Origin of the sequence: Streptomyces sp. NPDC051020 (assembly GCF_040683105.1) — a bacterium.
Classification (GTDB): domain Bacteria; phylum Actinomycetota; class Actinomycetes; order Streptomycetales; family Streptomycetaceae; genus Streptomyces.
The window spans coordinates 13582-25603 of the sequence record NZ_JBFBCG010000022.1; the positions used below are offsets into that span (position 1 = coordinate 13582).

At 69.9% G+C, this 12022-nt stretch carries 10 protein-coding genes; all 10 read right to left on the reverse strand.

The window, feature by feature from the left end; translation table 11 throughout:
• Window positions 1–79 precede the first annotated feature (79 nt).
• Window positions 80–799 carry a YggS family pyridoxal phosphate-dependent enzyme gene (locus AB0N06_RS14415; RefSeq protein ID WP_366135003.1) on the reverse strand — a complete coding sequence of 240 codons (720 nt, stop codon included), beginning with the start codon at window positions 797–799 and terminating at the stop codon, window positions 80–82.
• A 6-nt stretch (window positions 800–805) separates the two neighbouring features.
• A complete protein-coding gene (gene pgeF / locus AB0N06_RS14420) occupies window positions 806–1555 on the reverse strand; it encodes a peptidoglycan editing factor PgeF (RefSeq protein WP_366135004.1) in 750 nt (249 codons plus the stop codon).
• Window positions 1552–2766 (reverse strand): cell division protein FtsZ, encoded by a 1215-nt coding sequence (gene ftsZ / locus AB0N06_RS14425; protein WP_366135005.1) that lies wholly within the window; start codon window positions 2764–2766, stop codon window positions 1552–1554. Before ftsZ ends, pgeF begins: the two co-directional genes overlap by 4 nt.
• Before the next feature lie 275 nt (window positions 2767–3041).
• Entirely contained in the window at window positions 3042–3830 is a 789-nt protein-coding gene (locus AB0N06_RS14430) for an FtsQ-type POTRA domain-containing protein (protein WP_366135006.1), read from the reverse strand.
• A 50-nt stretch (window positions 3831–3880) separates the two neighbouring features.
• Window positions 3881–4975: an undecaprenyldiphospho-muramoylpentapeptide beta-N-acetylglucosaminyltransferase gene (gene murG / locus AB0N06_RS14435; RefSeq protein WP_366135007.1), complete on the reverse strand. Its 1095-nt coding sequence runs from the start codon at window positions 4973–4975 to the stop codon at window positions 3881–3883.
• A 6-nt stretch (window positions 4976–4981) separates the two neighbouring features.
• Entirely contained in the window at window positions 4982–6403 is a 1422-nt protein-coding gene (gene ftsW, locus AB0N06_RS14440) for a putative lipid II flippase FtsW (RefSeq protein ID WP_366135008.1), read from the reverse strand.
• Window positions 6404–6516: 113 nt separating this feature from the next.
• Complete coding sequence (gene murD / locus AB0N06_RS14445) at window positions 6517–7935, reverse strand: UDP-N-acetylmuramoyl-L-alanine--D-glutamate ligase (RefSeq protein ID WP_366135009.1); 1419 nt, start codon at window positions 7933–7935, stop codon at window positions 6517–6519.
• The gene (gene mraY / locus AB0N06_RS14450) at window positions 7932–9002 is read right to left on the reverse strand and encodes a phospho-N-acetylmuramoyl-pentapeptide-transferase (RefSeq protein ID WP_366135010.1); all 1071 of its coding nucleotides are present in this window, start codon (window positions 9000–9002) and stop codon (window positions 7932–7934) included. Before mraY ends, murD begins: the two co-directional genes overlap by 4 nt.
• Window positions 8999–10405 carry a UDP-N-acetylmuramoyl-tripeptide--D-alanyl-D-alanine ligase gene (gene murF, locus AB0N06_RS14455; protein ID WP_366135011.1) on the reverse strand — a complete coding sequence of 469 codons (1407 nt, stop codon included), beginning with the start codon at window positions 10403–10405 and terminating at the stop codon, window positions 8999–9001. Before murF ends, mraY begins: the two co-directional genes overlap by 4 nt.
• Window positions 10406–10409: 4 nt before the next feature.
• On the reverse strand, window positions 10410–11990 hold the full coding sequence (locus AB0N06_RS14460) for a UDP-N-acetylmuramoyl-L-alanyl-D-glutamate--2,6-diaminopimelate ligase (RefSeq protein ID WP_366135012.1): 1581 nt from the start codon (window positions 11988–11990) through the stop codon (window positions 10410–10412).
• Window positions 11991–12022 lie beyond the last annotated feature (32 nt).

Genomic DNA, 12022 nt, shown 5'->3' on the forward strand with positions numbered 1-12022 from the left:
GCCCGCGATCCACTCAGGCCTGCCCGCCATCGGCGGGAATGACCATATTTTCTGCTGTGGTCCGACTTGCTTGGCGACGTTACCGGAGCCCGGGTCGGACTCCGAGTACCGCAGTACCGACGCGTACATGTGTCGCTCCGGCCGCAATCGCTTCCTCGAGGTCCGCGCTCATTCCTGCAGAGACCATGTTCGCAGCCGGATGGCTCCCGCGCAGGCGGGATGCGAATTCCATCAGCCGGTCGAATGCCGCCCGTTGCCGTCCCGCGTACGGCCCGGAGAGCGGGGCCACGGTCATCAGGCCGTCGAGCCGGAGTCCCGGCGCCGCTTCCACCGCAGCGGCCAACTCCTCGATCCCGTCCGGCGCGACGCCGCCCCGGGCCCCGCGCTCGCCGCTCTCAGCGTCGAGTGCGACCTGGATGAGGCAGCCGAGTTCGCGCCCCTCGCGCACCGCGGCGGCCGAGAGGGCCGTGACCAACTTTGCCCGGTCCACGGACTGCACAACACCGGCATAACTCGCAACAGAACGAACCTTATTCGTCTGCAGTTGTCCGACAAAGTGCCATGTGAGCGACAGATCCGCACAAGCGGCCGCCTTGGGTGCGGCGTCCTGGTCACGATTCTCCGCGACATGACGCACGCCGAGTTCATACAGGATCCGCACATCGCTCGCGGGGTAGGTCTTCGTGACCACGATGAGGGTCACTTCTTCCCTTTTGCGACCGGCGGCGATACAGGCGGAAGCAATGCGTTCCTCCACCTGCGCCAGATTCTCGGCGAGTTGAGTCCTACGATCCGTCATGCCCTATCAGTCCAACCAGACATATCCGGCGAGCCGCCCGGTGGTGCGGTCGCGGCGGTACGAGAAGTGGTCGCCCGATTCGAGGGTGCAGACCGGCGAGGTGTGCCGGTCTCGCACCCCCAGGGCCACGAGTTGGGCGTGGACTCCCGCGGTGACGTCCACGGCCGGTGTCCCCCAGCTCGTCTCGGACCACGATGCGGGAACGGCTTCGGCGACATCGGACCGCATCTCCGCCGGAACTTCGTAACACCGTCCGCAGACGGCCGGTCCGGTGTGCGCGGTGATCCGGGAGGTGTCCGCGCCGAGCCCGACCATGGCCTCGACGACGGCGGGGACGACTCCGGCGACCAGGCCGGGGCGGCCCGCGTGTGCCGCCGCCGCGATTCCGGCGACCGGGTCCGCGAGAAGTACGGGGGTGCAGTCTGCCGTGAGAACGGCGAGTGGGAGTCCGCGTCGCGCGGTCACCACCGCGTCCACCGCGGGGACCTGCGCGCTCTCTCCCCAGGGTCCGTCGACGATGGCCACGTCCCGCCCGTGCACCTGGTTCATCCAGACGACCTGTGCCGGATCGAGACCGAGACCCCGGGCGGCCGCCTCCCGGTTGGCGAGAACGGCTGCGGGTTCGTCGCCGACCGCGCCGCCGAGGTTGAGTTCCCCGTACGGAGCGGCGCTCACCCCGCCCCACCTGTCGGTGAAGGCGAAGTGAGCGCGATACCCCGATGACTCCGGGGTCACTGCGTGGTGCTGAGTTATCACTTCAAGAAGTCCGGGACATCCAGCTCTTCGGCCTGGGAGTCCTGGTAGGGGCGGGCCGGCGGGACGTGCGGCGTCGAGACCGGCGACATCGGGGTCTCCTTCGCCACCGGTACGGATTCGGCCGGGGCCTGGAGCTCCTCGCGCGGCGTGACGGAACCGAGCCCACCCGTCTGGCGCACCGGCTCGGCGGCCCGCACCGGCGGCGCCGGCTCCTCTCGCTTCCCGGCACCCGCACCCAGGACGTTCTCGCGACGGGCGGGCGGCTGCCCGCCGTCGAAGCCCGCTGCGATCACGGTGACCCGGACCTCGTCTCCCAGGGCGTCGTCGATGACCGCACCGAAGATGATGTTCGCCTCGGGGTGTGCCGCCTCGCTCACCAGCTGGGCCGCCTCGTTGATCTCGAAGAGGCCGAGGTCGCTGCCGCCGGAGATGGAGAGCAGGACACCGCGGGCGCCGTCGATGGACGCTTCCAGAAGCGGCGAGGAGATCGCCATCTCCGCGGCGGCCACCGCGCGGTCGTCGCCGCGGGCCGAGCCGATGCCCATGAGCGCGGATCCGGCCTCGGACATGACCGACTTGACGTCGGCGAAGTCGAGGTTGATCAGACCCGGGGTGGTGATGAGGTCGGTGATGCCCTGGACACCCGAGAGCAGTACCTGGTCTGCCGACTTGAACGCGTCGAGCACGCTGACCTGGCGGTCCGAGATGGACAGCAGTCGGTCGTTGGGAATGACGATGAGGGTGTCGACCTCTTCGCGGAGCTCGGCGATGCCGTCCTCCGCCTGGTTCGCGCGACGCCGGCCCTCGAAGGTGAACGGGCGGGTGACCACGCCGATCGTCAGGGCGCCGAGCGAGCGCGCGATGTTGGCGACGACGGGTGCGCCGCCGGTGCCGGTGCCGCCGCCTTCTCCGGCGGTGACGAAGACCATGTCGGCCCCCTTGAGGACCTCCTCGATCTCCTCACGGTGGTCCTCTGCCGCCTTGCGACCGACGGCCGGGTTCGCCCCGGCGCCGAGGCCACGGGTGAGTTCACGGCCGACGTCGAGCTTGACGTCGGCGTCGCTCATCAACAGTGCTTGCGCATCAGTGTTGATCGCGATGAACTCGACGCCCTTGAGACCGACCTCGATCATTCGGTTGATGGCATTGACACCACCGCCGCCGACACCGATGACCTTGATGACTGCGAGGTAGTTCTGCGGTGCTGCCACGTCGAAGGCCTCTCGCCTCGATTTACGTGTCGTCGCTTCGCGGTAGTCCCGCCGCGACGACGGATGCCGATTGGGACGGTCCGACGCCGACCCAAACCCTAACGTTGAAGTTTAGGGTTACCAGTGTGTCTGCTTCTTGGACTCTTCCGAACAGGACACTAAGTCGACAAGTGGCGCGCGTTCAACGAACACGCCGAACCTCCCGTTTTTCTTTTCACCCTATGTGATCACCCGTAGCGCTGACCAACCAGGGTGCTGGCCAGGCCAAATGTGCGTCAACCACCCGAGACTGCGGGAGCGGTGGGTGCACTCACGTCGAAGTGTCCCGCTTTGGGAGCCGCTTTCATGAGAGCGGTGAGAACTCTTGCCTTCACCGCCCCCTCCTCGCTGCTGCCCCAGACCACCGTACGGCCGCCGGTCAGTTGCAGGGAGATCGAGTCGTACGAGGTGACCCGTACGACCTGGGTGTCCTTGGCGACTGCGCGGGGAAGTCCGCCCGCGACCCGGACCGCTTCCCGCACCAGCCGGCCACTGCCGAAGCGGCGCAGGCTGGCTGACTGATCGGGCGTCAATTCCAGCAGCGGTACGCGCCCGGGCGCTTTGTCCACCGTGGCGAAGCGGACACCTTTTGCGTCCACTTCAATGAACTTTGCGCCCTTTTTCACCAACAGGACCGGCTGCCGTTCGGTCACTTTAAGTCCGATTTCGTGCGGCCATGACCGTACGACATCCACCGAGTCGATACGAGGCAACTTCTGGCGCAACCGGGCGGCCATGGCGTCCGTGTCCACCGAGATCAGCGGGGCGCCGATCGGCACCGCCGCGGCGGACTCCACTTCCGCGGGAGTCAGCACGTCGACACCGGTGGTCCTGACCTGTTCCGCCCGGAACCAGGACGATCCGTAGAGCGCCCAGACGACGCCCGAGGCGAGCAGCAGGACGGCGACGGCGATCACGAGCAGCAGTCTGCGGCTGGGCCGTCTGCGCCCGGTGGGGCGCGGCGGGCGGGCCGGGTTGCCCGTCCGCTGCCCTGCACCGCGCTGGGCGGTCGTCGGTCCGGCCACGCTCGCTCCTTATGCCGAGCCCAGGGGCACCGCCCCCGGACCCGCCCGCCTCACGCGTTGCGGCGTGCGGCAATCGCCTCGTACACCATGCCGACGAGCAGATCGTCGGCGTCCCGGCGGCCGAACTCGGCGGCGGCGCGGGACATCTCGAACAACCGGTGCGGATCCGCAAGCACCGGCAGGACGTTGCCCTGCACCCACTCGGGGGTGAGCGCCGCGTCGTCCACCAGCAGACCGCCGCCGGCGTTGACCACCGGCTGGGCGTTGAGCCGCTGTTCGCCGTTGCCGATGGGCAGCGGGACGTAGGCGGCGGGGAGCCCGACGGCGGAGAGTTCGGCGACGGTCATCGCGCCCGCGCGGCAGAGCATCATGTCGGCAGCGGCGTACGCGAGATCCATCCGGTCCACGTACGGTACCGGGATGTAGGGCGGCATCCCGGGCATGTTGTCGATGCGCGGCAATTCGTTCTTCGGACCGACCACATGCAGGATCTGGATCCCGGAACGCTGCAGCAGCGGGGCGACCCGCTGGACCACCTCGTTGAGATGGCGGGCGCCCTGCGAGCCGCCGGAGACCAGCAGCGTGGGCAGGTTGGGGTCGAGAGCGAAGGAGGCGCGCGCCTCCGGGCGGACCCGGGCCCGGTCCAGGGTGGCAATGGTGCGGCGCAGCGGGATGCCGATGTAGCGGGCACCGCGCAGCTTGCTGTCAGGGGTGGAGACGGCGACCCCGTGCGCGTACCGCGAACCGATCTTGTTGGCCAGCCCCGGCCGCGCGTTGGCCTCGTGGACCACGATCGGCACCCCGGCCCGCTTGGCGGCGAGGTAGCCGGGCAGGGCGACATAGCCGCCGAAGCCGACCACGCAGTCCGCCTTGGTGCGTTCCAGGACCTGCTCGGCGGCCTTGATGGTGCCGCGCAGCCGTCCCGGGACGGTGATCAGTTCGGGGGTGGGTTTGCGGGGCAGCGGCACGGCCGGGATCAGCGCCAGTTCGTACCCCCGCTCGGGTACGAGCCTGGTCTCGAGTCCGCGCTCCGTGCCGAGGGCAGTGATTCCCACGCTCGGGTCCTGCCTGCGCAGGGCATCCGCGAGGGCAAGCGCGGGCTCGATGTGGCCGGCGGTCCCCCCACCGGCGAGTACGACATGCACCGAAATTCACCGCTCTCCGGACGGACGCTTCTTGCCGCGCCGTCTCATCGTCTTCCATCTCACCCCAGGCCTCCGCATGGCCAGGGCCGCCTTCGCAGCGGGCTCCTCACGCGCGAACGCGATCAGGAGCCCCACCGCGAACATGGTCGGCAGCAGGGCCGATCCCCCGTAGGAGAACAGCGGGAGCGGGACCCCGGCGATCGGCAGCAGGCCGAGCACCGCACCGATGTTGATCACGGCCTGAACCGTGATCCAGGTGGTCACACCTCCCGCGGCGTACCTCACGAAGGGGTCCTCCGTGCGTCCGGCCACGCGGATACCCGCATAGCCTAGAGCCGCGAAGAGGGCGAGCACCGACAGCGTCCCCGCCAACCCCAGTTCCTCCCCGGTGATGGCGAAGATGAAGTCGGTGTGCGGTTCAGGCAGTTGGCCCCATTTTTCCACACTTGCACCCAGCCCGGATCCGAACCATCCACCGGATGCCAGAGCATAGATGCCATGCACGGCCTGCCAGCACGAGCCGTCGGGTCCGGGTTCGCTCACGCCCATGCAACTGAGCCGGGACATCCGGTTCGGACTGGTCTTGATCAGCAGGAAGGCCAGCGCGCCCGCGACGGCGAGCACCCCGCCGAACAGCCGGGTGGGCGCCCCCGCCAGCCAGAGCAGGCCGAACAGGATTGCGGTGAGAATGATCGCAGTTCCCATGTCGCCGCCGAGCATGATCAGCCCGAGGAGCATGAAGGCGACCGGGACGAGCGGCACCAGCATGTGTTTCCACTGCGTCAGCAGCCGCTTGTCCTGTTTGCGGGCGAGCAGGTCGGCGCCCCAGAGGATCAGGGCGAGCTTGCCGAACTCACTGGGCTGGAGCTGGAAGGGGCCGCCCAGGTAGAGCCAGTTCTGGTTACCGTTGACCGACATCCCTATCCCCGGCACCTGGACCAGCACCATCAGGAAGACCGTACCCATGAGCAGCGGGTAGGCGAGCGCCCGGTGGAGCTTGACGGGCATCCGGGAAGCCGCGATCAGCAGTCCGGAGCCGATGAGGGCGGCGAGGAACTGCTTGCGGAAGAAGTACGTGCCGGGCTTCGACAGCTCGAGCGCCTTGATTATCGAGGCGGAGTAGACCATCACCAGCCCGAGCACGGTGATCAGCAGCCCGGCGCCGAGGATCAGGTAGTACGCGGTCAGCGGGCGGTCCCAGGCACGGCGTACCTGCTCGTACAGCCGCCGCACACCGCCGCGGCGGGGGACGCGGGCGCCGGAGCCGCTGCGGCCCCTGGAGCGCGGTACGACGGGCTGCCGGGTGCCCGCCGGCCTGCCGCGCCTGGCGAGCCCGCCGGGCGCCGGTGGGGCGAGCACCCGGCTGGTCCCCGCGGCCCCCCGTGGGCGGCCCTTGCCGTGCGCGGCGGAGCTCTCGTCGGCCGGCATTGTCGCTGTCCCCTCCACTGCTCGTGCCCGGGGCTGCTGCCGAGGGCCAGGGCGTGCGGCGGAGCCGCCCGAACCCGGTTGCCCGGGACAGTACGGCGCGGCGGCCGGGCCCGTCAGGCGCTCTCGTCGGCGAGTGCGCGGACCGCGTCCGCGAATGCCTCGCCCCGCTTGTTGTAATTGGCGAACATGTCCATCGAAGCGCAGGCCGGGGCCATCAGTACGGTGTCTCCCGGCCGGGCGAGCCGTGCCGCCTCGCGGACCGCCTCGGACATCGCCCCAGTGTCGGTCCGGTCGAGGTCGACGACCGGGACCTCGGGGGCGTGTCGCGCGAGGGCTTCGCGGATCAGCGCCCGGTCGCGGCCGATCAGTACGACGCCCCGCAGCCGCTTGGCGGCGCCGGTCACCAGCTCGTCGAACGTGGCGCCCTTGGCGAGCCCGCCGGCGATCCAGACGATCGGGTCATAGGCCGCGAGGGAGGCCTCCGCGGCATGGGTGTTGGTGGCCTTGGAGTCGTCGATGTACGCCACCGATGCGACGTCCGCGACGTGTTCGATGCGGTGCGCGTCGGGACGGAAGGCCCGCAGGCCGTCCCGTACCGCCCTGGGTTCGACGCCGAAGGCGCGGGCCAGTGCCGCGGCCGCCAGGGCGTTGGCGATGTTGTGCGGGGCGGCCGGGTTGATGTCCGCGACCTCGGCGAGCTCCTGGGCCTGCTTCTGCCGGTTGGCCACGAAGGCGCGGTCGACGAGGATGCCGTCGACGACGCCCAGCTGGGACGGGCCCGGGGTGCCGAGGGTGAAGCCGATGGCGCGGCAGCCCTCCTCGACGTCCGCCCCGCGGACCAGGTCCTCGGTGGCCGGGTCGGCCGCGTTGTAGACGCAGGCGATCCGGTTGCCCTCGTAGATCCGGCCCTTGTCCGCGACGTACGCCTCCATGGAGCCGTGCCAGTCGAGGTGGTCCGGGGCCAGGTTGAGAACGGCCGCGGAGTGGGCGCGCAGCGAGGGCGCCCAGTGCAACTGGTAGCTGGAGAGCTCGACGGCGAGTACGTCGTAGGTCTCCTCGCCGAGGACGGCGTCGAGGAGGGAGACGCCGATGTTGCCGACGGCGGCGGTGCGCAGCCCGGCCGCCTCCAGGATCGAGGCGAGCATCCGGACGGTCGTGGTCTTGCCGTTGGTGCCGGTGACCGCGAGCCAGGGCGCCGCATCGGGACCGCGCAGCCGCCAGGCGAGCTCGACGTCGCCCCAGACCGGGACGCCCGCCTCGGCGGCTGCTGCGAAGAGCGGCTTGTCCGGCTTCCAGCCGGGGGTGGTGACGATGAGCTCGGTGGACTCGGGCAGGGTCGCCCCGTCGCCGAGGCGCACGGTGATCCCTTGCGCCTCCAGCTCTGCGGCCTGCGCACGGGAACGCTCGTCGTCCCCGTCGTTGACCACCGTGACAACGGCGCCGAGGCCGTGCAGAACACGGGCAGCGGGGATCCCGCTGACACCGAGTCCGGCGACGGTGACGTGCTTGCCCTGCCAGTCCTGGTTGCTCACTTGGCGGCTGCCCACCCTGCGTAGAAGAGACCGAGTCCGACGATCACGCACATACCCTGGATGATCCAGAAGCGGACCACGACAAGGACTTCGGACCAGCCCTTGAGTTCGAAGTGATGCTGGAGCGGCGCCATCCGGAAGACCCGCTTGCCGGTCATCTTGAAGGAGCCGACCTGGATGACCACGGACATGGTGATCATCACGAAGAGGCCGCCGAGGATGGCCATCAGGAACTCGGTGCGGGAACAGATCGCGAGACCGGCGAGCGCACCGCCGAGTGCCAGCGAACCGGTGTCGCCCATGAAGATCTTGGCGGGCGAGGTGTTCCACCACAGGAAGCCGAAGCAGGAGCCCATCAGTGCGGAGGCGACGACCGCGAGGTCGAGCGGGTCGCGTACCTCGAAGCAGGCATTGGGGTTGGTCAGGGAGACCGCGTTGGCGCAGGACTCCTGGAACTGCCACAGCCCGATGAACGTGTACGCGCCGAAGACCATCACCGACGCGCCGGTGGCCAGGCCGTCCAGACCGTCCGTCAGGTTCACACCGTTCGACATGGCGAGAATCATGAACAGCGCCCAGACGACGAACAGCACCGGACCGATCGACCAGCCGAAGTCCGTGACGAACGACAGCTTGGTGGAGGCCGGGGTGTTGCCACGGCCGTCGGCGAACTGGAGCGACAGCACCGCGAAGGCGATACCGACTATCAGCTGGCCGGCCATCTTCGCCTTGGCCCGCAGACCGAGCGAACGCTGCTTGACGATCTTGATGTAGTCGTCGAGGAACCCGACGAGGCCCATCCCGGTCATCAGGAAGAGGACCAGCAGACCGGAGAAGCGCATCTCCTCGCCGGTGATCACCTTCGCCAGGAAGTACGCCATCAGCGTGGCCAGGATGAAGGCGATGCCGCCCATGGTGGGCGTGCCCTTCTTGCTGCCGTGAGTGCGCGGGCCGTCGTCACGGATGAACTGCCCGTATCCCTTGCGGGCCAGGAGCTTGATGAGCAGCGGGGTACCGACCAGGGTCAGGAAGAGCCCGATGGCCCCCGCGAAGAGGATCTGCCTCATCGGCCGGTGACCTCGCCCTCGGTCGAGTTCTCCAGCAGTGCCTGGGCGACCCGTTCCAGGCCGGCCGACCGGGACGCCTTCACCAGCACGACGTCTCCCGCGCGCAGTTCACTGCGCAACAGGTCGACGGCCGCCTGTGCGTCGGACACGTGCACCGACTCCTCACCCCACGAACCCTCGTTGTATGCGCCCAGTTGCAGCCAGGAGGCTTCTCTGCCCCCGACCGCGACGAGCTTGCTGACGTTGAGCCGGACGGCGAGCCGTCCGACCGCGTCGTGCTCGGCGAGCGAGGCGTCGCCGAGCTCGGCCATGGGGCCGAGCACCGCCCACGTACGCCGCCCCTTCCCCATGGCGGCCAGCGCGCGCAGCGCTGCTCGCATGGATTCGGGGTTCGCGTTGTAGGCGTCATTGACGAACGTCACGCCGTCCGGACGCTCGGTGACCTCCATACGCCAGCGGGAGAGGGTGCCCGCCTCGGAGAGCGCAAGGGCGATCTCGTCTACGGGCAGGCCCAACTCATGGGCGACGGCGGCCGCGGCGAGCGCGTTCGACACGTGATGCTCACCGTACAGGCGCATGGTCACATCGCTGCACCCGGTGGGTGTGTGGAGCGTGAAAGCGGGGCGGCCGTCGTCGGTGAGACGGACCTTCTCTCCCCGTACGTCCGCATCCGCGGCTTCACCGAAGAGCAGAACACGGGCCTTCGTACGGGAGGACATGGCGAGGACGAGCGGGTCGTCGGCGTTGAGGACGGCGACTCCGTCCTCCGGGAGCGCCTCGACCATCTCGCCCTTGGCGATCGCGATCTGCTCGCGGCCGCCGAACTCACCGATGTGCGCGGTGCCGACGTTGAGGACGAGGCCGATCCGCGGCGGAACCAGGCCGGTGAGGTAGCGGATGTCGCCGATGTAGCGGGCACCCATTTCGAGGACCAGGTGCTCGGTCTTCTCGGTGGCGCGCAGGGCGGTGAGCGGCAGGCCGATCTCGTTGTTGAGGTTGCCCGCGGGGAAGACGGTGGGGCCCTTGCGCTCCAGGAGCTGGGCGATCAGGTCCTTGGTGGAGGTCTTGCCCGCGGAGCCGGTGAGGGCGACGACAGCGGTGCCGAGGCGTTCGACGACGGTCCGGGCGAGGGTGCCGAGCGCGGCCATGACGTCGTCGACGACGATCGCCGGAACACCGACGGGGCGGGCGGCGAGCACGGCTGCCGCGCCCGCCTCGACGGCGCGCTGCGCGTAGTCGTGGCCGTCGACCCGCTCGCCGGCGAAGGCGACGAACAGACTGCCTTGCTGCACCTCTCGGGAGTCGATGACGACAGGCCCGCTGACGGTCACTGCCGGATCCGGTATGTCGTACGACTGCCCGCCGACGATTTCGGCGATCTCGGCGAGGGTAAGGGCGATCACTTGGTCATCCCTGACTGTTGTTCTCGTGGGTGTGGGCGAGCTCCGGGGCGTTCTCGGCGCTCTTGTGCCCCAGGGACCGTGCGATGGCCGCGCGCAGCACCGTACGGTCGTCGAAGGGGCGTACCACTCCGTGGATGTCCTGGCCCTGTTCGTGCCCCTTGCCGGCGATCAGCACGGTGTCGCCGGGCCGGGCGCGGGCGACCGCGGCGGCGACGGCGGCGGCCCGGTCGGCGTCGACCAGGACGTCACCGCGCTCGTGTGCGGGCACCTCGGCGGCGCCCGAGAGCATCGCGGCGAGGATGGCCAGGGGGTCCTCGGAGCGGGGGTTGTCGGAGGTCAGTACGGCGGTGTCGGCGAGGCGGGCCGCGGCGGCGCCCATCGGGCCGCGTTTCGTCGTGTCGCGGTCGCCGCCGCAGCCGAGCACGACGTGCAGCTTGCCCTTGGTCACCGTGCGCAGCGAGCGCAGGACCGACTCGACGGCGTCGGTCTTGTGCGCGTAGTCGACGACCGCGAGGTACGGCTGGCCGGCGTCCACACGCTCCAGCCGGCCCGGGACGCCGGGGACAGCGGCGACGCCGTCGGCCGCGGTCTGGGGGTCGACGCCCGCGACGGCGAGGGTGACGATCGCGGCGAGGGTGTTGGCGACGTTGAACGGGCCGGGCAACGGGGCCCTGGCCGTGATCCGTTCCTCCTTGGGACCGACGGCCGTGAACGCGGAACCCAGCGGTCCGACCGTGACGTCCTCGGCGCGCCAGTCGGCGTCCGGGTGGCCCTCGGCGGAGAAGGTGACGACCGGGACGGTTGCCTCCGTGACCAGCCTGCGGCCGTACTCGTCGTCGAAGTTGACGACGCCCTGCCGGCTCCGCTCCGGGGTGAACAGCTTCGCCTTGGCCTGGAAGTAGTCCTCCATCCCGGAGTGGAACTCCATGTGCTCCGGGCTGAGGTTGTTGAAGACGGCGACGTCGAAGACGCAGCCGTCGACGCGGCCGAGTACCAGGGCGTGGCTGGAGACCTCCATGGTGACCGCGTCGACGCCGCGCTCGCGCATGACGGCGAAAAGGGCCTGGAGATCGGTGGCTTCGGGGGTGGTGCGCTCCGACTTGATGCGCTCGTCACCGATCCGCGTCTCGACGGTGCCGATCAGGCCGGTGCTGCGTCCGGCGCCACGGAAGCCGCCCTCGACGAGGTACGCGGTGGTGGTCTTCCCGGACGTACCGGTGATCCCGATCTGGAGGAGGTCGGCGCCGGGCCGCCCGTAGATACCGGCGGCGAGTTCGCCCATCCGGCCGCGCGGGTTCTCGGTCACCAGCACCGGCAGCCCGGTCGCGGCGGCGCGCCCGGCGCCCGCCGGGTCGGTGAGAACCGCTGCCGCGCCGAGGCCGGCCGCCTGGGCGGCGAAGTCGGCGCCGTGCAGCCGGGCGCCGGGCAGCGCCGCGTACACATCGCCGGGCCGTACCGCCCGCGAGTCGTGGGTGATGCCGGTGACCTCACCGGATCCCGGCGGCTCGACTCCCAGCCGGGCCGCCAGTTCACCGAGGGGGGTCGGCCGCAGCCGATCCGGGCGGGGCGCTCCCGGGTAGGTCACAGGGGCGTCCTTCGGAGGGGTTTGGGACTGTT